At 70.0% G+C, this 21,688-nt stretch carries 25 protein-coding genes; 11 read left to right on the plus strand and 14 right to left on the minus strand.

Features of this window, described 5'->3' with window-relative positions; genetic code table 11:
* The first annotated feature begins 7 nt into the window (after positions 1-7).
* Positions 8-766 (plus strand): copper homeostasis protein CutC, encoded by a 759-nt coding sequence (locus ABT304_RS14980; protein WP_350716204.1) that lies wholly within the window; start codon positions 8-10, stop codon positions 764-766.
* On the opposite strand, the gene ABT304_RS14985 is transcribed toward ABT304_RS14980, so the two are convergent.
* Entirely contained in the window at positions 763-1,236 is a 474-nt protein-coding gene (locus ABT304_RS14985) for a MarR family winged helix-turn-helix transcriptional regulator (protein ID WP_160024712.1), read from the minus strand. The genes ABT304_RS14980 and ABT304_RS14985 overlap by 4 nt on opposite strands.
* A gap of 58 nt (positions 1,237-1,294) precedes the next feature.
* On the opposite strand from ABT304_RS14985, the gene ABT304_RS14990 reads away from it, so the two are divergent.
* Positions 1,295-1,834 carry a DUF1697 domain-containing protein gene (locus ABT304_RS14990; RefSeq protein ID WP_350716206.1) on the plus strand — a complete coding sequence of 180 codons (540 nt, stop codon included), beginning with the start codon at positions 1,295-1,297 and terminating at the stop codon, positions 1,832-1,834.
* Positions 1,835-1,856: 22 nt separating this feature from the next.
* Here ABT304_RS14990 and ABT304_RS14995 read toward each other — a convergent pair whose 3' ends face one another.
* Complete coding sequence (locus ABT304_RS14995; protein ID WP_350716208.1) at positions 1,857-3,374, minus strand: flavin-containing monooxygenase; 1,518 nt, start codon at positions 3,372-3,374, stop codon at positions 1,857-1,859.
* A gap of 59 nt (positions 3,375-3,433) precedes the next feature.
* On the opposite strand from ABT304_RS14995, the gene ABT304_RS15000 reads away from it, so the two are divergent.
* Entirely contained in the window at positions 3,434-4,036 is a 603-nt protein-coding gene (locus ABT304_RS15000) for a TetR/AcrR family transcriptional regulator (protein ID WP_350716210.1), read from the plus strand.
* A gap of 13 nt (positions 4,037-4,049) precedes the next feature.
* On the opposite strand, the gene ABT304_RS15005 is transcribed toward ABT304_RS15000, so the two are convergent.
* Genes ABT304_RS15005 through ABT304_RS15015 form a run of 3 tightly spaced genes read right to left on the minus strand, consistent with a single transcriptional unit; the run spans position 4,050 to position 7,275 of the window.
* Entirely contained in the window at positions 4,050-5,294 is a 1,245-nt protein-coding gene (locus tag ABT304_RS15005; RefSeq protein WP_160024708.1) for an MFS transporter, read from the minus strand.
* Positions 5,295-5,349: 55 nt separating this feature from the next.
* Positions 5,350-5,925 carry an isochorismatase family protein gene (locus tag ABT304_RS15010; protein ID WP_350716212.1) on the minus strand — a complete coding sequence of 192 codons (576 nt, stop codon included), beginning with the start codon at positions 5,923-5,925 and terminating at the stop codon, positions 5,350-5,352.
* Positions 5,926-5,970: 45 nt separating this feature from the next.
* Positions 5,971-7,275 (minus strand): nicotinate phosphoribosyltransferase, encoded by a 1,305-nt coding sequence (locus tag ABT304_RS15015; RefSeq protein WP_350716214.1) that lies wholly within the window; start codon positions 7,273-7,275, stop codon positions 5,971-5,973.
* Between the two features lie 26 nt (positions 7,276-7,301).
* Between ABT304_RS15015 and clpS the strand changes: the two genes are divergently transcribed.
* Both clpS and ABT304_RS15025 read left to right on the plus strand, forming a co-directional pair.
* Entirely contained in the window at positions 7,302-7,595 is a 294-nt protein-coding gene (clpS, locus tag ABT304_RS15020; RefSeq protein WP_201451084.1) for an ATP-dependent Clp protease adapter ClpS, read from the plus strand.
* Positions 7,595-8,185 carry a DUF2017 domain-containing protein gene (locus ABT304_RS15025; RefSeq protein WP_091049194.1) on the plus strand — a complete coding sequence of 197 codons (591 nt, stop codon included), beginning with the start codon at positions 7,595-7,597 and terminating at the stop codon, positions 8,183-8,185. The genes clpS and ABT304_RS15025 overlap by 1 nt, the downstream gene beginning before the upstream one ends.
* On the opposite strand, the gene ABT304_RS15030 is transcribed toward ABT304_RS15025, so the two are convergent.
* Positions 8,186-8,614, minus strand: a complete 429-nt coding sequence (locus tag ABT304_RS15030) for a MarR family winged helix-turn-helix transcriptional regulator (RefSeq protein WP_350716216.1) — start codon at positions 8,612-8,614, stop codon at positions 8,186-8,188.
* 73 nt (positions 8,615-8,687) lie between these two features.
* Here ABT304_RS15030 and ABT304_RS15035 point away from each other — a divergent pair, with 73 nt between their 5' ends.
* The 3 genes from ABT304_RS15035 (at position 8,688) to ABT304_RS15045 (ending at position 11,340) form a co-directional block, all read left to right on the plus strand.
* Complete coding sequence (locus tag ABT304_RS15035) at positions 8,688-10,520, plus strand: ABC transporter ATP-binding protein (protein ID WP_350716217.1); 1,833 nt, start codon at positions 8,688-8,690, stop codon at positions 10,518-10,520.
* A gap of 83 nt (positions 10,521-10,603) precedes the next feature.
* Positions 10,604-11,032 carry a M67 family metallopeptidase gene (locus ABT304_RS15040; protein WP_160024702.1) on the plus strand — a complete coding sequence of 143 codons (429 nt, stop codon included), beginning with the start codon at positions 10,604-10,606 and terminating at the stop codon, positions 11,030-11,032.
* A 32-nt stretch (positions 11,033-11,064) separates the two neighbouring features.
* A complete protein-coding gene (locus ABT304_RS15045; RefSeq protein ID WP_008358635.1) occupies positions 11,065-11,340 on the plus strand; it encodes a MoaD family protein in 276 nt (91 codons plus the stop codon).
* A 5-nt stretch (positions 11,341-11,345) separates the two neighbouring features.
* On the opposite strand, the gene ABT304_RS15050 is transcribed toward ABT304_RS15045, so the two are convergent.
* From ABT304_RS15050 to ABT304_RS15065, 4 genes are all read right to left on the minus strand, one after another.
* Complete coding sequence (locus ABT304_RS15050; RefSeq protein ID WP_141792431.1) at positions 11,346-11,969, minus strand: response regulator; 624 nt, start codon at positions 11,967-11,969, stop codon at positions 11,346-11,348.
* Between the two features lie 79 nt (positions 11,970-12,048).
* Positions 12,049-13,263 carry a sensor histidine kinase gene (locus ABT304_RS15055; protein ID WP_350716219.1) on the minus strand — a complete coding sequence of 405 codons (1,215 nt, stop codon included), beginning with the start codon at positions 13,261-13,263 and terminating at the stop codon, positions 12,049-12,051.
* A 13-nt stretch (positions 13,264-13,276) separates the two neighbouring features.
* Positions 13,277-14,020 carry an ABC transporter permease gene (locus tag ABT304_RS15060; RefSeq protein WP_350716220.1) on the minus strand — a complete coding sequence of 248 codons (744 nt, stop codon included), beginning with the start codon at positions 14,018-14,020 and terminating at the stop codon, positions 13,277-13,279.
* A complete protein-coding gene (locus tag ABT304_RS15065) occupies positions 14,017-14,955 on the minus strand; it encodes an ABC transporter ATP-binding protein (protein WP_350716222.1) in 939 nt (312 codons plus the stop codon). Before ABT304_RS15065 ends, ABT304_RS15060 begins: the two co-directional genes overlap by 4 nt.
* 90 nt (positions 14,956-15,045) lie before the next feature.
* Here ABT304_RS15065 and ABT304_RS15070 point away from each other — a divergent pair, with 90 nt between their 5' ends.
* Positions 15,046-15,993 (plus strand): PLP-dependent cysteine synthase family protein, encoded by a 948-nt coding sequence (locus tag ABT304_RS15070; protein ID WP_350716224.1) that lies wholly within the window; start codon positions 15,046-15,048, stop codon positions 15,991-15,993.
* 112 nt (positions 15,994-16,105) lie between these two features.
* Here ABT304_RS15070 and ABT304_RS15075 read toward each other — a convergent pair whose 3' ends face one another.
* The 4 genes from ABT304_RS15075 to ABT304_RS15090 form a co-directional block, all read right to left on the minus strand.
* Complete coding sequence (locus ABT304_RS15075; protein ID WP_350716226.1) at positions 16,106-16,450, minus strand: hypothetical protein; 345 nt, start codon at positions 16,448-16,450, stop codon at positions 16,106-16,108.
* A 30-nt stretch (positions 16,451-16,480) separates the two neighbouring features.
* Positions 16,481-17,707: an FAD-dependent monooxygenase gene (locus ABT304_RS15080; RefSeq protein WP_350716227.1), complete on the minus strand. Its 1,227-nt coding sequence runs from the start codon at positions 17,705-17,707 to the stop codon at positions 16,481-16,483.
* A gap of 75 nt (positions 17,708-17,782) precedes the next feature.
* Positions 17,783-18,832: an alkaline phosphatase family protein gene (locus ABT304_RS15085; RefSeq protein WP_350716229.1), complete on the minus strand. Its 1,050-nt coding sequence runs from the start codon at positions 18,830-18,832 to the stop codon at positions 17,783-17,785.
* Between the two features lie 42 nt (positions 18,833-18,874).
* Positions 18,875-19,873 carry an alkaline phosphatase family protein gene (locus ABT304_RS15090; RefSeq protein ID WP_350716231.1) on the minus strand — a complete coding sequence of 333 codons (999 nt, stop codon included), beginning with the start codon at positions 19,871-19,873 and terminating at the stop codon, positions 18,875-18,877.
* A gap of 118 nt (positions 19,874-19,991) precedes the next feature.
* Here ABT304_RS15090 and murI point away from each other — a divergent pair, with 118 nt between their 5' ends.
* Both murI and ABT304_RS15100 read left to right on the plus strand, forming a co-directional pair.
* Positions 19,992-20,849, plus strand: a complete 858-nt coding sequence (gene murI, locus ABT304_RS15095) for a glutamate racemase (protein WP_350716233.1) — start codon at positions 19,992-19,994, stop codon at positions 20,847-20,849.
* Positions 20,846-21,616: an MBL fold metallo-hydrolase gene (locus ABT304_RS15100; protein ID WP_350716235.1), complete on the plus strand. Its 771-nt coding sequence runs from the start codon at positions 20,846-20,848 to the stop codon at positions 21,614-21,616. The genes murI and ABT304_RS15100 overlap by 4 nt, the downstream gene beginning before the upstream one ends.
* Positions 21,617-21,688: the final 72 nt, after the last annotated feature.

Below are 21,688 nucleotides of genomic sequence, written 5' to 3' on the forward strand. Positions count from 1 at the left end.
TCGAGCCATGACAAGAGTCAAGACAGACCGCCCGTCGACCGCGCTCGAGATCGCGGTGACCTCGGTTGACGGCGCGCGCGCCGCGCGTGCCGGCGGAGCCACCCGGCTCGAGCTCTGCTCCGCCCTCGAGGTCGGTGGCGTCACCCCGTCGCAGGGCCTGGTCGAGGGAGTCCTCGACGAGGTCGGAGGTGTCGACGCCGATGACGGCTGGCAGGGCGTCCATGTGCTCGTCCGGCCGCGGCCGGGAGGCTTCGGCTACTCCGCCGAGGAGCGGCAGCTCCTGGTACGCGAGGTCGAGATGGTCCTGACGGCCGGGGCCGACGGGATCGTGATCGGCGCGCTCACCCCGCACGGGGAGCCCGACGTGGAGCTGGTCCGGGAGCTGGCGGGTGCTGCCGCTGCGTACGAGGCGACGGTGACGTTCCACCGGGCGATCGACCTCAGCGCGGACCCGGTCGCCGCGATCCGGGCACTGGACGGCGTGGTCGACCGGGTGCTGACCTCAGGTGGTGCGCCGGCCGCTGCGGCCGGGGCCGCGAAGATCGCCGAGATGGTCGCGGTCGGCGGACCGGACGTACTGGCCGGAGGTGGGGTGACCGTGGACGCCATCAGGGCGCTCGCGGGGCTCGGCGTCGAGGGCGTGCACCTCTCCGCCAAGCGACGGGTCGTCACGACCCGCGGGGTGGCGCTGGGAGTCGCCGACGACGGCGGTCACTGGGTGACCGATCCCGATGTGGTCGCCGCAGCGGCCGCCGCCTTGGCCTAGGCGGGGGAGTCGCCCTCGACCAGGTCACGCAGGACGGCGACGGCGCCCTCAAGATCGGCCTGGGTGCGGTGACGCGACTCCAGCCGCTCGGCGATGAGGTGGGAGATGCGCTCGCGTACGTCGGCGAGGTCGGCGCGACCGGCATCAGTCAGCGTCACCAGGCTCGCCCGCGCGTCCGCGGGGTTGGGCTCCTTGCTGACCAGGCCGGTCTCCACCAGCTGGGCGATCTGGGCCGACATGGTCGGCTGCGAGCAGCCGTCGGCGCGGGCCAGGTCGGTGATGCCCAGCGGTCCGATGGCGTCGAGGATCGTGAGGACCCGGACGCTGGCCGGAAGGTCGAGCGCTCGGCGGACCAGGCGCATGAGCCGTGCCGCATAGACGACGAGGTCGCTGGAGAGGTCCAGGGTCTTCGCCGAAGCGGAGCCCGAGGCGGTCGGGGCTTCCGAGGGAAGCAGCTGCTGTGAAGGCATCGATCGGAATCCAGAGTTGGGGGTTGCGGCGCGGTGAACGGGTGGAGACTATCTGAGAATGACTACGGAACGGCACACCTGGATCGCGTTCCTGCGCGCCATCAACCTCGGTGCGACCCGGAAATTCCCGAAACAGGCGATCTCAGCCGCCGTGGTGAGGGCGGGCGGAACCGACGTCGAGACCTACATCAACACGGGCAACGTACGCTTCGACCACCCGGTCGGCGACCGGGCCGAGATGGAGGCGATCCTGGAGGAGGCCTTCGCGGCCGACCGATTCTTCGAGGTGCCGACGATCTGCGTGACGCCCGCTGAGCTGAAGGTGATCGCCAACGACGCCGCGGCGGTCGGGATGGGTCACGAGGGCAAGCAGTTCGTGTTCCTGTGCAAGGAGCTCACCGACTCCGGCTCCCGGGACGCGCTGGTCGCTCGAGCGGGGGAGGACGAGCGGGTCTACGTCATCGGCCGCGCCGTGCACCTGCTCACCGAAGGCTTCCATCAGACGAAGATCACCAACGCCGTCGTCGAGCGCCACATCGCCATCAGCACCAACCGCAACGTCAACGTGATCCGCACGCTCGCCGACAAGTGGGCGTGAGCCCTGCCGCGCCTCGATGCGGTCAGGCGGGAACCTCGGTCTCGGCAGGCTCGACCACCGATCGCCGAGTGAACTCGAAGTCGGCCGGGTCGAAGCGGCTGATCCGGCGGACCAGCTCGCCGGTGGACCACGGCCAGGAGAAGCTGTTGCGACCGTTGGCGTCGATGAAGTAGCTGTGGCAGGACGCGCCGCTGTAGGCGGTGCCGGCGAGCGCGGCCTGCACGTCGGCGACGTACGCGGCCTGGGCCTCTGGCCTCACGTCGAGCTTCGACCAGCCCTGTGCGCGGGCGGTCGTGATGGCTTCGGTGATCATCGCCACCTGCGACTCGGCGACGGCGAAGGCCGAGCCGTGACCGGTGCCGAGGCTAGGGCCGAGCACCACGAACGCGTTGGGGAAGCCGGTGACCGAGGTGCCCTGGTAGGCCTTGGGGGAGCCTGCCCAGTGCTCGGCGAGCGTGCGGCCGTCGGCACCATGGATCAGCTCGGCGACCGGCATGTCGAGGATGTGGAAGCCGGTGCCGAGGATGATCGCGTCGACCTCCGCCGTGCTGCCGTCGGTGCCGATCACGCGTGCGCCCTCGACCCGTTCGACGCCGGTGGCGTGCACCTCGACGTTCGGCTTCGTCAGCGACTGGAGATAGTTGTTGGAGAAGAGGATCCGCTTGCAGCCGAGCAGGTAGCCGGGCGTCACCTTCGCCCGGAGCTCCTTGTCCTGGACGACGGCGCGCAGGTAGGCCCGGCCGATCTGCTGCAGGCCCTGCATCAGCGGCTGCGGGCGGCGGAAGGCGATACCGACGGCCTCCATGGCGGCGTACTCGACCGCGCCGAGCGCCTTCTCGAAGAAGGGCACGTGGTGCTTGACCCACTTCTCCGCGTCCGGCACCGGATGGTCGACCTTGGGCAGCACCCAGTGCGCGGTGCGCTGGAAGAGGTGCAGGTCGGCGACCTGCTTCTGGACCTCGGGTACGAACTGGACCGCCGACGCACCGGTGCCGATCACGGCCACCCGCTTGCCGTCGAGGGCCACGTCGTGGTTCCACCGGGCCGAGTGCCAGACCTCGCCGGGGAAGTCGGCCAGACCGGGCAGGTCCGGGATCTTCGGCTCGTTCCACGGCCCGGCGGCGGCGACCAGGAAGCGGTTGGTGATCTCGCCGTCGCTGGTCTCCAGGCGCCACCCGGCGGACTCGGCGTTCCAGGTCGCGCCGCGGACCTCGATCCCGAACCGGGTGATGTCCTCGAGGCCGCGATCCCGGGCCACCCCGTCGATGTACGCGAGGATCTCCGGCTGGTTGCCGTAGACCCGGGACCAGTCGCTGTTGGGCGCGAACGAGAACGAGTAGAGGTTGGACGGTACGTCGCACGCGCACCCCGGATAGGTGTTGGCCCGCCAGGTGCCGCCGTAGGTGTCGGCCTTCTCGAGGACGACGACGTCCTCGACGCCCGCCTCGCGCAGCTTGATCGCGGCCGCGATGCCGGAGATGCCGGCGCCGATGACGACGACCTCGTGGTGGGTGCTCGTGCGTGCGCGTCGTCGACTCATATTGGGATACTAATGGTATTTGAATACCGACGGTAGGTCGAGCAGGTAAGATCTGACCCGTGGGCCGGATCACGCGCAAGGAGTCGCACGCGCAGACGCGTGAGCGACTCATCGCGACCGCCCACGGGATGTTCCTCTCCGACGGCTACAACGCGACCTCGCTCGACAAGGTCGCCACCACGGCGGGCTTCTCGAAGGGCGCGGTCTACTCGAACTTCTCGACCAAGCACGAGCTCGGCCTGGCCGTGCTCGACGTGATCCACCGGGAGCGAGCGCAGTCGTTGGCGGACGCCGTCAGCGGCGTCGACACCGTCGAGGGCAGGATCGACGCCTTCGCGGCGTGGGCCGAGGCCAACATCGGCGACGTCGGCTGGACCGCGCTCGAGGTCGAGTTCGCGACCAGCACCCGCCGCGTCCCCGAGGTGAGCCAGCAGCTCGCCGGCCGGCGCCGCGAGCTCACCGCGGCCATCGCCGGCCTCATCGAGCAGCAGGCCGCCGACCTCGGTCTCACCCTGGCCTCACCGGCCGAGGACGCCGCTGTCCAGCTGCTCTCGCTCGGCATCGGGCTCGGTGTCCAGCGTGCGTTCGACCCCGACCTATCGGTCACCAGCCTGGTCGACCTGCTGCGGTCGCTGCTGGAGAGTGCGACGCCTGCGTCGTAGGTCGCGCGAGTCCCTAGTGGGCCGGGGCGCCGTTGCGCTCGGGGGCAGGGAAGGAGACCCGGTTCAGGCGGCGTACGGCCGGACTCAGCAGCGTCGCCAGCGAGATCACCACGTAGGCGATGCCGGCGATCGCGAGCATGTTCTCGATCCCGTACGCAGCGGCCAGCGGCCCCATCGCCAGCTGCCCGACGGGGATGGCGATGTAGGTGCCGAGCTGGTCGTAGGAGGAGGCACGGGAGAGCAGGTCGCTGGGGACGTTCTCCTGCATCGAGAGCTGCCAGCCGAGACTGAAGACCTGGATCCCGGCGCCGGAGAGGGCGGCTGCGGGCAACAGCACGGCGAGGTCGGTGGAGAAGCCGAGGGCGGCGATCGGCAGCCCGAACAGGGCCATGCCGATCATGCCGTAGAACAGCGGCCGCTCGAGCCGCACCTTCATCAGCACGAGGGTCGCGACGAGCACGCCGATCCCCTGGAAGGTGAGGATCAGACCCCAGCCACCCGCCCCCAGGCCCGAGCCCTCGGCCCGCTGCGGGCCGAGCGTGAGGAGTCCGCCCTCATAGAGCGCATTGAGCATGGTCGCGGCGCCGACGCAGAGCCACAGCCAGCTCGTCGAGCGGAAGTAGTCCCACCCGGTGCGCAGATCGCCGATGACCGAGGCCTTGCCGACCGCGCCGCTGATCTTGACCGGCAGTAGCAGCAGAGCCGCGATGATCCAGGTGGCGGCGTCGAGCGCGAGCGCCCAGCCCGCGCCGACGCTGAGGACGAGCAGGCCGGCGGTGCCGGGACCGGCGACCGCGACGATCGCGCGGGTCAGCGACATCAGCACGTTGGCCTCCTGCAGCATGGTGCGAGGCACCACGAGCGGGATGATCCCCTGCTGGGCGGGCAGGCCGGCGGCGGAGACGATGCCGTTGAGCGCGGAGAGTGCGATCAGGTGCCACAGCTCGGCGACACCTGCGATGACGAGGACGGCGACGGCCGCCTGGCTCAGCCCCGAGACCAGGTTGGAGGCGAACAGGATCCGGGCACGGCCCATCCGGTCGGCGAGCACGCCGCCGATGAGCATGAAGACGATCATCGGGATGGTGCGGGCCGCGAGGACGGCGCCGATCGCGATCGGCGCGTCACTGATCTCCAGGACCGCGAAGGCCAGGGCGACGGGCGCCATGAAGTTGCCGACCAGGTTGATCGATCGTGACGCGAAGAACCAGCGGAAGTGGGGTTCGCGAAGGGGGGCTGTCGCCGAGATCCGAGCCATTCGAGAGAGAATAGACCTTCGGGTGATTTCTATCTGCCCAAAATTCTCAATTCTGTCACGAGACCGTTATCCCGGCCGATCGCATCTCCTCGATGGCAGCCGAAGTGCTCGCCGCAGCCACGCCGGCGGTCAGATCGGCGAGCAGCGTGGTGTGGAAACCGGCGGCTCGCGCATCGAGAGCGGTGGCACGTACGCAGTAGTCGGTCGCCAGCCCGCACACGTCGACCTCCTCGACGCCGTGGGCCCGGAGCCAGTCGGTCAGATTGGCGCCGCCGGTGGACGCGCCCTCGAAGCCGGAGTAGGCCGCGGCGTACTCGCCCTTGCGGAAGATCTCGTCGAAGGTGACCGGGTCGAGGTTGTGGTGGAAGGCCTCACCGTCGGTGCCGACCACGCAGTGCGCCGGCCAGGAGTCCGCGTAGTCCGGCGGGTTGCCGAAGTGGTCGCCCGGGTCGATGTGGTGGTCCTTGGTGGCCACGACCAGCCCGTACGTCTGCTCCGGGTCCTTGCTCGCCGCCCGCTCCCGCAGCAGCTGACCGATGTCGTAGGCCACCCGGGCCCCGCCGTCGACCGGCAGGGACCCGCCCTCGCAGAAGTCGTTCTGTACGTCGACCACGATCAGTGCACGCGTCATGTCCGCCAGCCTAGACCGGCCCGGCGAGACCGGCCCTGCGAGACATCACTGGAAGAGCGTCGGGATCGACGGATCGCCCTTCAGGAGCGAGTGGGCGATGACGGGGAGCTCGGCGACCGAGGCGCGATGGCGCTCGCGCGCGTTGTCGAGCGGCTCACGGCCCACGACCTCACCGTTCTTGACCAGCTGGGTGAGCAGTGGCCGGTCGTTGCCGTCGCCCTCGGGTGCGGTGCCGATGCCGATCACCTCGGCGTCGGCGACGTCCTTGCGGTTGCGGCGGCGCAGGGCGTACTTCCGGCCGCCGATCGACGCCTTGGACGCGCTCTTCTTGGCGACCGGCTCCAGATCCCCGGAGGCGCCCTCGCGGGAGACCAGCTTGTAGACGAAGCCGGCGGTCGGGTGGCCGGAGCCGGTGACCAGCTGGGTGCCGACGCCGTAGCCGTCGACCGGGGCGGCCGCGAGGCCGGCGATGGCGTACTCGTCCAGGTCGCTGGTGACGATGATCTTCGTCTCGGTGGCGCCGAGGTCGTCGAGCTGGCGGCGTACGTCATGGGCGAGGAGCCCCAGGTCGCCGGAGTCGATCCGCACCGCGCCGAGCTCGGGACCGGCGATCTCGACCGCCTTCGCCACCGCCTCGGCGATGTCGTAGGTGTCCACGAGCAGCGTGGTGCCCTTGCCGAGGGAGGCGACCTGAGCCTGGAAGGCCTGCTCCTCGGTGTCGTGCAGCAGGGTGAAGGCGTGGGCGGAGGTGCCGGTCGTGGGCACGCCGAAGCGGGCGCGGGCGGCGAGGTTGGAGGTGGCGGTGAAGCCGGCCACGTAGGCCGCGCGGGCGGCGGCGATCGCGGCCGCCTCGTGGGTGCGGCGCGAGCCCATCTCGATGCAGGGGCGCTCACCGGCCGCGAGCGTCATCCGGGAGGCCGCGGTGGCGATGGCCGAGTCGTGGTTGTAGATCGAGAGGAGCACGGTCTCCAGGACGACCGCCTCGGCGAAGCTGGCCTCGACCACGAGCAGCGGCGAGTGCGGGAAGAAGGTCTCGCCCTCGGCGTACCCCCAGATGTCGCCGGTGAAGCGGTAGCCGGCCAGCCATTCCAGGGTCGGGCCGTCGACGACGCCCTCCAGGACGGCCAGCTGCTCCGGGCCGAAGCGGAACGCCTCGAGGGCGTCGAGCGCCCGCCCGACCCCGGCCACCACGCCGTAGCGGCGCCCGCCGGCCAGGCGCCGGGGGAACAGCTCGAAGACGGCGCGACGCTCTGCGGTGCCCGCCTTCAGGGCGGCCTGGAGCATGGTCAGCTCGTAGTGATCCGTCAGGAGCGCGGTCGAGGCCGTCGCCGAGTCCGTTGTCGAGTCCACGGGCACATCGTGGCACGATGGACCGCATGAGCGCGCCAAGCCCCGTGGAGCTCGACGAGCCGGAGATCGACGACGTCGTCGCACCGTCGACCCCATGGGTGACCATCGTCTGGAACGACCCGGTCAACCTGATGTCGTACGTCACCTTCGTCTTCCAGAAGTACTTCGGCTACTCCAAGAAGAAGTCGGAGAAGCTGATGATGGAGGTGCACAACGACGGCAAGTCGGCCGTCTCCTCCGGGTCACGCGAGGAGATGGAGCGCGACGTGCAGGCGATGCACGAGTACGGGCTGTGGGCGACACTGGAGAAGCAGGAGTGATGGGCGGGTTCAGCTACCACCGCCGCAGCAAGCAGATCATCGCGACCTTCTCCGGGTTCGAGGCCGACCTGCTCCGTTCGTTGGCCTCGCAGCTCGTCGAGCTGTTGCGCAACGAGGTCGCCGCGCCTGCCGAGAGCGACGACCCGCTCGAGGCCCTGCTCGACTTCTCGGGGCCGACCACCGAGCCCGAGGACCCGGTCCTGAAGCGGCTCTTCCCCTCTGCGTACGGGAATGACGAAGAGGCCGCCGGGGAGTTTCGGCGGTTCACCGAGGGTGGGCTGCGCGACGGCAAGGCGCGGGCCGCGTCCACGATCATCGACTCGCTCGAGGAGGCGGGTCTCCCGCCCGAGCTCGACGAGGACGGGCTGGTCATCGACGTCGAGCTGCCGATCCCCGACGCCGAGGCGTGGATGCGTTCCTTCACCGACATCCGGCTCGCGCTGGCGACCCGGCTCGGGGTCGAGGAGGGCGACGAGGACTTCTGGGACTCGCTGCCCGACGACGATCCCGCCGGCCAGGTCTACGGGATCTACCAGTGGGTCGGGATCCTGCAGGAGACCATGGTCGAGGCGCTGTGGGCGGCGTCCTGACTACGGCGAGCGTTCGGCTGCACGACCGTCCAGCAGGGTGACCAGGATTCGGGTGAGCGTCCTCCGGTCCTCCTCGGGCAGGGGCCGCAGGAGCTCGTCGGCCGCCTGCTGACGAGCATCCTCGATCAGTCGTCCCAGGCGTACGCCTTCCTCGGTCGCGACCACGCAGACCGCCCGACGGTCGGCGGGATCCGGCTGGCGCACGACCAGGCCGTGGAGCTCGAGGCCGTCGATGACCTCGGTGGCCGACCGGGGGACGATGCGGAGCCTCTCGGCGAGCGCCGAGAGACGCATCGGCTCATCGGCGGCGAGCACCATCCGCAGAGCGCGGGCCTGCGAGGGGGTGACGCCCCAGCGGGCGGTCGCGTCGCCGAAGCGGCGGCGAAGGGTGCGCGCTGCCGCCATCAGCAGGTCGGCGGTCTCGTCCACAGGAATAATCCTAACGCCATCGTGCGTTGCCTCATTGTGAGCAAACCTCAGTAAATAGGATCGAGGTGCTCGAATGAGTGAGCCGCACCCGTACAGACCTTCCGGCGAATCCGGCCGATCCGGCCGTGATCCCGGCAGCAAGCGCGCCGATCGCGCCCAGCTCGAGGCCCAGCCGGTCTCGCTGCGGCGGATCGCCCGCCTCTTCGCGCCCTACCGTGGGCGCCTGCTTCTCGTCGTGGCGCTGATCGTGGTGAGCTCGGTGATCGGTCTGGCACAGCCGTTCCTGGTCAAGCACGTCATCGACACCGCCCTGCCCGAGCGCGACACCACGCTGCTCGTGCTCAGCGTCGCCGCGATGGTGCTCGTCGCGATCGCCTCCGCCGCCCTCGGCGTGGCCCAGACGCTGATCTCGACCGAGGTCGGCCAGCGGGTCATGCACCGGCTGCGTACCGACCTCTTCGGGCACCTGCAGCGCCAGTCGCTCGACTTCTTCACCCGTACCCGGGGTGGCGAGGTGCAGTCGCGGATGGTCAACGACATCGGCTCGATGCAGTCGGTGGTCACGTCCACCGCCACCTCGATCGCGGCCAACGTCACGGTCGTCGTCGGCACCGTGGTCGCGATGATGGCGCTCAACTGGCGGCTCGCGCTGATCTCGCTGGTGGTGCTGCCGCCGGCGGTGTGGACGACCCGCAAGGTGGCGCAGATGCGCTACGCGGTCACGACGCAGCGTCAGGCGAAGATGGCCGACCTGCACGTGCAGGTCGAGGAGGGGCTATCGGTCAGCGGAATCCTGCTGACCAAGACGCTCGGTGCCGCGCCGGCCCTGGCCTCCCGTTTCGAGCAGACCTCCCACGACCTCGTCGGTCTGGAGGTACGCAGCCAGCTCGCCGGGCGGTGGCGGATGGCGACCATGCAGGTGGTCTTCGCCGCGGTTCCGGCCGCGCTCTACCTCGCCGCGGGCTTCCCGGCGACTTCCGGTGCGCTGACCATCGGGACCCTGGTCGCCTTCGTCTCGCTCCAGGGCTCGCTCTTCCGGCCGCTGATGGGCCTGCTCAACGTCGGGGTCGACGTGACCTCCTCCCTGGCGCTCTTCTCGCGGATCTTCGAGTACCTCGACCTACCGGTCGAGATCGACGACCCGGCCTCACCGGTGCCTCTGGGTGAGGCTCGCGGGGAGGTCGTCCTCGACGACGTCGGGTTCTCCTACGACGGCTCGCAACCCGTCCTCGACCACATCTCGCTGCGGGTGCCCGCCGGCGGCTCGCTGGCACTGGTCGGGGCCACCGGATCGGGCAAGTCGACGCTGGCCGGGATGGTCGCGCGGCTGCACGACCCGACCTCTGGCCGGGTGCTGCTCGACGGGGTCGACCTTCGCGACCTGACCCTCGCCGACCTGGCCGCCAACGTCGGCATGGTCACCCAGGAGACCTATCTGCTCCATGCGAGCGTTCGCGACAACCTGCGCCACGCGCGCCCCGAGGCGAGCGACGCCGAGATCGAGGAAGCTGCCCGTGCGGCCCGGATCCACGACCTGATCGTCGGGCTCCCCGACGGCTACGACACGCTCGTCGGCTCCCGCGGCCACCGCTTCTCCGGCGGTGAGCAACAGCGGCTGGCGATCGCCCGCACGCTGCTGCGAGACCCGCGGGTGCTCGTGCTCGACGAGGCCACCTCCGCGCTCGACAACACCACCGAGCGGGAGGTCCAGGCCGCCCTGGACCGACTGGCGGAGGGGCGTACGACGATCACCATCGCCCACCGCCTCTCCACCGTTCGCGACGCCGACCAGATCGCCGTGCTCGACCAGGGCCGGGTCGTCGAGGTCGGCACCCACGAGGAGCTGCTGCTGCGAGCCGGTGCCTACGCCGACCTCGTACGCGGCGGTCTGACGGCGGCGGCCTAGCACGGATCCGGTGCACGAGGCGGACCGCGTCCGAGGGCCGGTCACGTTCAGGATCCGGTGCTCGGGCGCATACGCTGAGCAGCGTGCTGACCATCGACCAGGCGACGTACGACGCGATCGTCGCCCACGCGAAGCGCGACCATCCCGACGAGGCGTGCGGGATCGTCGCGGGCCCTGAGGGGTCCGACCGGCCGGAGCGGTTCATCGAGATGATCAACGCCGCCGGCTCGCCGACCTTCTACGAGTTCGACTCGACCGATCTGCTCCAGCTCTACAAGGAGATGGACGCGAACGACGAGGAGCCGGTGGTCGTCTACCACTCCCACACGGCCACCGAGGCCTACCCGTCCCGCACCGACATCGGGCTGGCGATGGAGCCGAACGCTCACTACGTGCTGGTCAGCACCCGAGAGCACGGAAATGACGAGGGTCCGGTCGAGTTCCGGTCCTACCGGATCGTCGACGGCACCGTCACCGAGGAAGAAATCAGCATCGTCCCGACGTTGTCGTGACGCGCAACACCTACATCTAGGAGAACGAACCCATGGCCATCGAGGTCAAGATCCCGACCATCCTCCGCACCTACACCGCCGGTGAGAAGGCAGTCAGCGCCGAGGGCAAGACCCTGAGCGCGCTCATCGACGACCTCGAGGCGAACCACTCCGGCATCAAGGAGCGCCTCATCGACAACGGTGACCTGCGCCGCTTCGTCAACGTCTACATCAACGACGAGGACGTACGTTTCATCGGCGGTCTCGACGCCGAGCTCAAGGACGGCGACCAGGTCGTCGTGCTTCCCGCCGTCGCCGGCGGCTGCTGAACCCTTCAGCCCAGAATGCCGCGGTCGTACGCTCGTGCGACCGCGGCAGCTCTGTCTGTGACCCCGAGCTTGTCGAAGATGTGACCCAGATGGGTCTTGACCGTCGCCTCGCTGACGAAGAGCTTCGCGGCGATCGCGCGGTTAGTGGTGCCGCGGGCGACCAGGGTGAGCACTTCGCGCTCGCGGGGGCTGAGCTGCGCCGTCGGGCCGGGGGACCGCAGCCTCGAGGCGAGCCGGGTCGCGACCGCGGGGGAAAGGACGGTCTCGCCCGCCGCGGTCGCGCGGACCGCAGCGACCAGGTCGGCGGTCGGTGCATCCTTGAGGAGATAGCCCGTGGCGCCGGCTTCGATCGCCGCGACGACGTCGGAGTCGGTGTCGAAGGTGGTCAGCACGAGTACGCCGACCCCGGACTCCTGTGCGCGGAGCCCCTCGATCACCTCGACCCCTCCCGTGCCGGGCATCCGCAGGTCGAGGACGAGTACGTCCGGCGCCAGCGAATCCACCAGAGCGAGCGCCTCGGCCCCGTCGCTGGCCTGGCCGACGACGTCGAAGTCCGACTCGGTCTGCAGCGCTCCGGCCACTCCGTCGCGTACGACTGGATGGTCGTCGGCGACCACGATCCGGATCATGCGGCCTCCTCGGTTCGCCGGAACTGACGCCTCGATCTCCACAACTGACGTCTCGATCTCCGTAAGTGACGTCTCGGCATCAGGCGGCTCCTCGGGCGAGGGCGGGGATGCGGGCGGAGACGGCGGTGCCGTCGCCGGGGGCGGACTCCACGGTGAAGCTGCCGGTGAGGCGTTGGGCGCGGTCGCGCATGACGCCCAGGCCGAACGAGCTGCCGCGGACCGGGGCCGCGGGGTCGAAGCCCGAGCCGTCGTCGCGGACGTCGAGCATGACCTCGGACTCGTCGAAGGTGAGCGTGACGCCGACCCGTTGCGCGGAGGCGTGCTTGGCGACGTTGGCGAGCGCCTCCTGGGCGATCCGCAGCAGAGTCGCCTCGACCTCGGAGTGCAGCGCCGTGGCATCGCCGACGACGACGAAGGAGGCCTCGACACCATGGTCGTCGCGCCAGCTCGTGACCAGCCTCGACAGGGCGTCGGCGAGGCCTGCGTCGGCCAGCTCGGCAGGGGTGAGATCCTGCACGGACCGCCGGGCCTCGACCAGCGCGGTGCGGGCCAGCTCGGTCGCCCGGGCCACCCGGCGGCGTACGTCCTGGGCGTCCGCGGATCCCTCGGCGGCCTGGAGCTGGGCCACGACGCCGGCCAGGGACTGGGCGATGGTGTCGTGGATCTCGCGGGCGAGGCGCTCGCGCTCGTCGCGTACGCCGGCCGAGCGTGACTGGGCGAGCAGCTCCTGCTGGAGCCGGGCGTTCTCGGTGAGTGCTTCCTCGAGGCGGTCGATCGTCGCGGCGCGCTCCCTGCTGACGGCGTCGAGGTGCTCGCTGTAGCGGCCCATGAGGGAGGCCAGACCGAAGTTGAGCACGAACAACAGCGGCAGCAGCAGGCTCTGCCACGGGTTGTCGTATGGGGGCGGACCTCCGGTCTGACCCATCGCCATGATCGCTGCGGTGGCCGCCATCGCCACCCATCGCCACCGACCGCGGAAGGAGTCGAAGGCGTCCAAGAACCCGATCCAGGCGAAGATGCAGAACAGTGGGTGCATCGCGGTCAGCACCGCGGCCAGTGCCGTGCGGCCGATGTAGCCGACAGGATGGGGGCGGCCGTAGACGTACATCCATCGCCACGCCCACACCGCGGTCGCCGCCACGAGGATCCCGAAGATCACGCGCGCGCCCGGCGACTGCGGCCCGATCTCGGGGAAGGTCGCAACGCTGATCGCGGTGGCGAGCGCGAGCAGCACGAAGGGCAGCACCTTGAGGTTGCGCTCCCAGCGCTGCTCGTGCCCGACAGCCGAGGTCATGTGGAGGACCTTCTCATTCCCAGCGGAAGGCGCGCACGGCAATCAGGTAGAGCACGACCGCCCAGCCGCCCATCACCGCCAGATCCACCAGCTGGGGGAAGGCGCCGCCGGCGGCGTCGTTGAGCGCGTTGGAGGCCGCGCCGTAGGGCGTGAACGAGATGATGTCGCGGGCGGTGCCGCCGAAGGCCTCGACCGGGAAGTAGACCCCCGCGGTGAACATCGACGGGAAGAAGACCACCATCCCGACCACCTGCCCGGTCTTCGCGTTGGGGGAGACCGCGGTGATCGCTGCGCCGATCCCGAGCGAGACGGCCAGCGCCAGGACGTAGGCGACGACGTATCCGACGAGCGACTCCGGGAGCGGGGTCCCGAACGCCACCCGGCCGAGCACGATCACGATCACCGAGGAGGCCGCGACCGCGACGGCGTGCACCAGCACCTGGCCGAGCAGGATCGAGGCGGGGCGGGCCGGCGTGGTCCCGAGTCGCCGCAGGACCCCGCTCTCGCGGTAGCCGGTCAGCGTCGGCGGCATCGTCATGATCGCCGCCATGATCATCGAGAGCAGCACGGTGACCGGGACGTAGACATCGATCAGGCTCCGGCCGCCGAGGTCGGCACTGTCCTCGCGGAAGCTCGGGATCAGCCCGAGGACTCCCAGCAGCAGGCTCGGGAACAGGACGATCCAGAAGAGCGAGAGCCGCTCGCGGGCGAAGAGCCGGGACTCCGTACGGATCACGGCGACGGTCGGGCTGGTCATCGGAGCGCCTCCATGGCGTCGGGCGAGGTGTCGGTGAGGTCGAGATAGGCGGCGTCGAGGCTGCCCGCGGCGACGCGGAGTCGGAGCGGAGCCGCTCCTTGCGTACGCAGGGCCTCGATGACCGCGAGCGCGACTCCCTCCGCGCCCTCGACGGTGACGGTGCCGTTCTCGGCGCGCGCCGCGGTGACGCCGACGAGCTCGCGCAGCGAGGCCAGGTCGACCGCGACCGTGGTCTCGAACGTGGTGATCGTGGCGGCGGAGGCGGCGTCGATGAGCCCGGCCGGGGTGTCCAGCGCCCGGATCCGGCCGGCGTCGACGATCGCGATCCGGTCACAGAGCGTCTGCGCCTCCTCCATCGAGTGGGTGACCAGCAGGACGGTCACACCCCGGTCGCGTACGTCCCGCACCAGGTCCCACACCTCACGGCGGGCCCGCGGGTCCAGGCCGGTGGTGAGCTCGTCGAGGACGACGACACGCGGCCGGCCGATCAGCGCCAGCGAGATCGAGAGCCGCTGCTGTTGACCGCCGGATAGGTTCTCGAACCGCTGCCCGAGGTGGCTGCCGAGGCCGAGCCGCTCGGCCAGCGGCGCCCACGGCTCCGGCTCGGGGTAGAAGGCGCTCCACAGCTCCAGCGCCTCCTGCACGGTGATCTTCGGCTGCAGCTTCGCCTCCTGGAGCTGTACGCCGAGCACCTCCGTCACGGCGGCGCGATCCGTCCACGGGTCGATCCCGTGGACCCGGATCCGGCCGCGATCGCCGACCCGCAGCCCGGCGATCGACTCGACGGTCGTGCTCTTGCCTGCTCCGTTGGGGCCGAGGATGCCGAAGATCTCTCCGGTCTCGACGTGAAGGCTGATCTCGTCGACCGCCACCTTCTCGCCATAGGTCTTGCGCAGGCCGTCCACGACGACCGCTGGTTCTCGCTCCTGATGCATACCTTCAGCCTGGTCGGTGACGCGGTCTCACGGATCGGGCGATCGGCGCGAGTGGGCATCAGTCGATCGGTTGATGCGACGATGGACCCCATGCGCTACGACAACCTGCTGGCGTCGGTCGGGGGCACCCCGTTGGTGGGGCTGCCCCGCCTCTCGCCCTCTCCCGACGTACGTCTGTGGGCCAAGCTCGAGGACCGGAACCCCACCGGCTCGATCAAGGACCGCCCGGCTCTTCGCATGGTCGAGGAGGCCGAGAAGGACGGCAGGCTCCGCCCGGGCTGCACGATCCTGGAGCCGACCTCCGGCAACACCGGGATCTCGCTGGCCATGGCGGCCAAGCTCAAGGGCTACCGGATCGTCTGCGTGATGCCCGAGAACACCTCCGAGGAGCGTCGCCAGCTGCTGCGGATGTGGGGCGCCGAGATCGTCTCCTCGCCCGCCGCCGGTGGCTCCAACGAGGCCGTCAGGGTCGCCAAGCGTCTCGCCGCCGAGCACCCCGACTGGGAGATGCTCTACCAGTACGGCAACACCTCCAACGCCCTCGCGCACGAGGAGGGCACCGGCCCCGAGCTCCTCGCCGACCTCCCCTCGATCACCCACTTCGTCGCCGGGCTCGGCACGACCGGGACCCTGATGGGTGTCGGCCGCTACTTCCGCGCCGCCAAGCCGGACGTACGCATCGTGGCCGCCGAGCCGCGCTACGGCGAGCTCGTCTACGGCCTCAGGAATCTCGACGAGGGCTTCGTCCCCGAGCTCTACGATGCCTCCCTGATCGACGCCCGCTTCTCGGTCGGCCCCCGTGACGCGGTCCGTCGGGTCCGCGAGCTCCTCGAGCTCGAGGGCATCTTCGCCGGCATCTCCACCGGCGCCATCCTCCACGCCGCCCTCGCCCAGGCCGCCAAGTCCCTCAAGGCCGGCGAGAAGGCCGACATCGCCTTCGTCGTCGCCGACGGCGGCTGGAAGTACCTCTCCACCGGGGCGTACGAAGGCACCATCGACGACGCCGAGGAAGGCCTCGAGGGCCAGCTCTGGGCATGACGTCGGTCCTGTCGGGGTAGTCCAGGGAGTTTCCGTCGTTCTACTGGTCAGTAATGGACGGAAAGTCCCTGGACTACCCCACTCCCTCCCACACAGTCGCCGAGCGGCAAGCTCAGCGGCAGAAGGCGTAGACGACGAGGCCGTGGTCCTCGCCGGAGAAGACCTGGTCGAGCGCCTTGCCGGTGAGGTGGGCATCGACGTAGCGCGGAGCGGGGCCGATGGCGACGATGGCGTGGCCGGGGAGCCTGCCGGTCATGTCACGTGGGGCCTCGGCGCTCCAGCAGTCGTGCTTCTCGATGAGGGCGGCGGGGCTGCCGGGGGCCATCGGGCGGCCCGACCAGAGGCTGCCGGCGTCGGGCTCGGCGCCGAGCTGCACCAGCGCTACGGCGACGGCGGATGCGTACATCGCCCAGATGCCGAGCGCCAGGAACCCCGTGCGTCCGAGGAAGGCTCTCACTCCTGGGCAACGCGGCAGCAGGCCCCGGGGTTACGGGCGGTGGTCGGAGGCGGTCACGTCGTGGTCGTGGATCCAGGCGAGATGACGGTCGTACGCATCGCCTGACCCGAGCCGCTTGTTGCGGGCCTGCGCGCGGGGGCCGTCGGGGAGGTGGAGAACGTCGGCGGCGGCCAGCGAGGCGATCTGGATGCGGCGGGTGCGGTCGCGGCGGCGTACCTCGTAGGTCGTGCGGGCGCGGTCCGTGTCGTCGTCGGCGAGAAGACAGTCGGCGAGGACGATCGCGTCCTCGATCGCCTGGGCGGCACCCTGGCTGTGATAGGGGACCATCAGGTGCGCGGCGTCGCCGAGCAGCGTGACCCGGCCGCGCGACCAGGTCGCCAGAGGCGGCCGGTGGAAGAGGCCCCAGTGCTCCGAGCACGGTGCCGCGGAGATCATCTGGACCACGGCCGGATGCCAGCCGGCGTAGGCATGGACATGCTCGTCCGGGTCGGCCGGCCAGGACCACGAGTCCGGTGTCCAGGGCCCGAGCTGTCGCTTGACCAGCAGGAACGCGTGGTCGCCGTCGCCGATCGGATGATGCATCAGGTGGCCGTCGGTACCCGTCCACACCTGCACCCGGCCAGGATCGGGGAGCAGCGTGAGCTGCGAGCGCGGGACGATCCCGCGCCAGGCGATGCAGCCGGAGAACTGGGCGTCGTCGTAGCCGACGACGTGCTCGCGCAGCATCGACCCGGCGCCGTCGGCGCCGATGACCAGGTCGGCCTCGACCGACTCGCCGCCGGCGAACTCCAAGGTCGCGGGGCCGTCGCCCGGATCGGTGAGACCGATCAGACGGTGGCCGAGGTGGAGCCCTTCGGTGCCGAACGTCTCGCTCAGAAGCGCGTGCAGGTCGGCGTGACCGAGGCCGTAGCAGGGCGCCCCGGCACGGTCGGCGTACTCCGCGGCGGAGAGCACCCGGCCGATCGCGGCTCCGGTGTGGCCGTCGCGCCAGACCCAGCCATCGACGGTCGCCGCGGACTCACCGAGGTCCGGCTCGAGTCCGATGCGCTCCAGGAGCCGGGTCGCGTTGGCCGGTAGCAGCACGGCGTCGCCGTCCGGGCGTGGGTCGGTCGCGGCCTCGTACACCTCGACACCGATGCCTCTGCGGCGCAGCTCGACGGCGAGAGTCAGGCCGCCGATGCCGGCGCCGATGATCGTGACCTGCCGGGCACGACGATCCCTGCGTAAAGCTGCCCGAGCCATCCGGGTGACTGACATCGCACGCTCCTTGGGGAGGTTACGTTCGAAACGTACCTCAGGGGCGTGTGTGCTCGTGGACGGTTACGGCAAACATCATTTGACGTCGAGGGTCTGCTCCGTGCCGATGTCACTGGTCTCGATGGGCCCGAGGCCGAGGAGATCCAGAGCCAGGTTGCCGAGGTCGGCGTTGCGTACGGGCTGAGGGCCTTCGTAGTCGGGCCGGTCCTTGCCGGGGTCGCGGTAGTCGTCGGCGTTGAGCTCGTAGAGGTCCGTGCCGGCGCCGGCGTCCGGGCCCCACACGATGAACGGGATCCGGTAGTTCTCGTAGACCTTCTCGGAGTGGCTGGTGATGCCAGGCTTGAAGCCGTGGTCGGCGGTGAGGATGACGTCGAGCTCCTTCCTCAGCCCCGGATCGGCGTCGATGACCTCGAGGAACTCGCCGACCTGGGCGTCGGACTCCTCGACGGCCTCCAGATACTCCGGCGACATCCCACCCGAGGCGTGCCCGGCGGCGTCGGGGAGGGACAGGTGTACGAAGGTGAGGTCCCGCCGCTCGTCGGCGAGATCCTCGGCGGCTTCCGGGACCAGTTCGTCGTGGTCGTCGATCGGTACGTAGAGGTCGATGTCGTCCTCCCAGGCCCGCTGCCACAGCTCGAACTTCTGCTTGGTCACGAAGACCCCGGTGCTGAGCCCGGCCTCGTGGGCGACGGTGAACACCGACTCCTCATTCTTCGAGATCGACTTCGACGGGTCGCCGACGTTCCAGGTGACCCCGTGGCCGCCGTCGTCGGCGTCGATCGGGTCGCCGGTGACCATGCTGGTGTGGTTGGGCAGGGTGATGTTCTTCTCGTAGGCGGTGCGCGCGTTGAGCGTCGAAGCGCCTTCGTCGATCAGCCGGTGGATGTTGGGCGTCTTCGCCGGACCCAGCTTCGCGAGCGCATCCGGGTTGAGCCCGTCGATCGAGATCGCGAGCACCTTGCGGCCGACCTGGGTGGGCTCACGCTCCGCACGGACGCGGCCATCGCCCCTGTCGTCGGCACCGCCGCCGCCGCCGTTGTCTCGGTCGGGCAGGGCGGTGAACGCCACGACGAGCACGACGACGAGGAAGATGCCGAAGGAGACGAGAGGGAAGAGGCGACGCACCGGCACACCCTAAGTGAACCCGATGGCACCCCGGGCGAACGCTCAGCGAATGTCTAGTGACTGAGTTGAGTTCAGCGTGCTGCCCGGGATCGGGCCCAGGCCGAGCAGGTCCAGGGCCAGGTTGCCGAGGTCGCCGTTGCGGATCGGCTGCCTGCCGGCGTACGTCGGCCGGGTCGTCCCCGGCGCGAGGTAGTCGGGGTTGAGCCGGTAGAGCGAGGCGCCGCGGGCGACGCCGGGACCCCACACGACGAACGGGATCCGGTAGTTGGAGTAGAGGTGGGCGCCGTGGTCCCTGGCGGCGGCCTTGAAGCCGTGGTCGGCGGTGAGGATGACGTACGTCGACCGCTTCAGCGTCGTCGAGGAGTCGATCGTCTTGAGCAGCCTGCCGATGCGGGCATCGGTGCGGATCACCGAGGCCCGGTAGGCCGCGCTCATTCCGCCGTCGCGGTGACCGTAGTGGTCGGGGGAGCCCAGGTGCACGAAGGTGAAGGCACGCTTGCTGGTCGCCAGGTCGGCGGCCGCCCGGTTCACCAGGTCGGCGTCGCTGTCGACCACGAACCGGTCGATCGAGGGCCAGGAGCGGTCGAAGATGCCGAACTTCGACTTCGACGCGAACAGCGCGCTGCTCCGGCCGGTGCGCTCGACCTGGCTGAAGACCGATGAGACCGGGTGCCCGGCGGCTTCCTGCACGGTCATCCATGACCGGTCGGTGTTCCAGGTGACCCCGTGGCCGTGCGCGGACCGGGTGATCCGGCGGCCGGTGATCATCGAGGTGTGGTTGGGCAGGGTGACGTTCTGCTCGTACTCGCTCCGCGCCTGGCGGGTCGAGGCGCCGCCGCGCATCAGCCGGTAGATGTTGGGCAGGTTGCCCGGGCCGAGCTTCTCGACCGCGGTCACGCTGAGACCGTCGACGGAGATCGCCAGCACTCGCTTCGTGGTCGCCGCCTGTGCGGGCCGCCCGGGCAGCTCGACGACCGCGAAGGTGACGCCCAACAGGGTGATCAGGACCATCAGCACCAGCGAGCGCCGAGAAATCGTCATAACCGGACGTTAACAACACTGATCCGGCCCGCTCATGAACGTGAGATGGATCTCGGGTATGTCTCGAGTGACCCCCAGCACTGCGAAGTTGCGCTGTTTGGGCCTAGCCTTGACGATCGTGCAGTCCGTCTCGTCCCTGGGTTCGCCCTCGCCCCTGGGTTCAGCCCAGCCCGACCGCGACGCCCCGATCGGGATCTTCGACTCGGGCTTCGGCGGTCTCACCGTGGCGCGATCGGTGATCGACCAGCTCGCCCACGAGTCGATCCTGTACGTCGGCGACACCGCCCGTGCACCCTACGGGCCCAAGCCGATCGCCGAGGTGCGCGAGTACGCCCTGGAGTGCCTCGACCATCTCGTCGCGCAGGGCGTGAAGGCGCTGGTGATCGCCTGCAACTCGGCCTCGGCCGCGATGCTGCGCGATGCCCGGGAGCGCTACAAGCCGCTGCCCGTCGTCGAGGTCATCCTGCCGGCGACCCGCCGGGCCGTCGCGGCGTCGCGCACCGGTCGGATCGGGGTCATCTGCACCCATGCGACCGCGGAGTCTATGGCGTACGACGACGCCTTCGCCGCGGCTCCCCACGTCTCGCTGCACACCCAGGCGTGCCCCCAGTTCGTCCCGTTCGTCGAGGCCGGCATCACCGGTGGCGACGAGCTCTTGGCCGCCGCCCACGAATATCTGGACCCGCTGACCAGCGCCGGGGTCGACACGCTGATCCTCGGGTGCACCCACTATCCGCTCCTGACTGGTGTGATCTCCTATGTGATGGGCGACAACGTGACGCTGGTCAGCAGTGCCGAGGAGTCGGCGAAGGACGTCTACCGCGTCCTCGCCGAGAACGACCTGATGCGCGAGGGCGGCGAGCCGACCTACACGTTCCTCACCACCGGCAACCCCGCCGAGTTCAAGGCGATCGGTGCTCGGTTCCTGGGACCGGAGCTCGCCGCCGCCCAGCAGTTCGCCGGAGGGATGGGATGACCGCCGGGATGCGGCTGACCGTCATCGGATGCTCGGGCTCCTATCCCGGGCCCGACAGCCCCGCCTCCTGCTATCTCGTCGAGGCCGACGACGAGGACGGACGTACGTGGCGGATCGTGCTCGACATGGGCAACGGTGCGCTCGGGGTCCTGCAGCGCTACATCGACCCGCTGCTGATCGACGCCGTCCTGCTCTCGCACCTGCATGCCGACCACTGCGTCGACATGACCTCCTACTACGTGCTTCGCAAGTGGCACCCCACCGGCCCGCAGCCGCCGATCCCCGTCTACGGCCCCAAGGGCACCGGCCGGCGCTTGGCGAAGGCGTACGACCTGCCCAAGCGTCCCGGGATGCGCGAGGAGTTCGCGTTCTCGACCTACACCGGGCCGATCCACCTCGGTCCGTTCACGATCATCCCCACGGCCGTGGAGCATCCGGTCGACGCGTACGGACTGCGGATCGAGGCCCACGGCAAGGTCATCGCCTACAGCGGTGACACCGCCGAGACCGAGGCGCTGCTCGACATCGCCACCGACGCCGACCTGTTCGTCTGCGAGGCCGCCTTCCGTGACGGCGTCGACAACCCGCCCGGCGTGCACATCACCGGCGTTCACGCGGGGGAGTACGCCACCAAGGCTCATGTGAAGAAGCTGGTCGTCACCCACGTCCCGCCCTGGCACGACTCCGCCGACGCCCTCCGTGAGGCGCGCTCGGCGTACGACGGTCCGACCGAGCTGGCGGCGACGGGGGCTGTGTACGAAGTCTGAGCCCCGCTGGTCGAGCCGCCGGAGCCGCTAGGCGGAGGCGTGTCGAGACCAACACCTTCCCATCGAGCGCGG

This window comes from Nocardioides sp. NPDC000445 (genome assembly GCF_040300245.1).
Taxonomy (GTDB): Bacteria; Actinomycetota; Actinomycetes; order Propionibacteriales; family Nocardioidaceae; genus Nocardioides.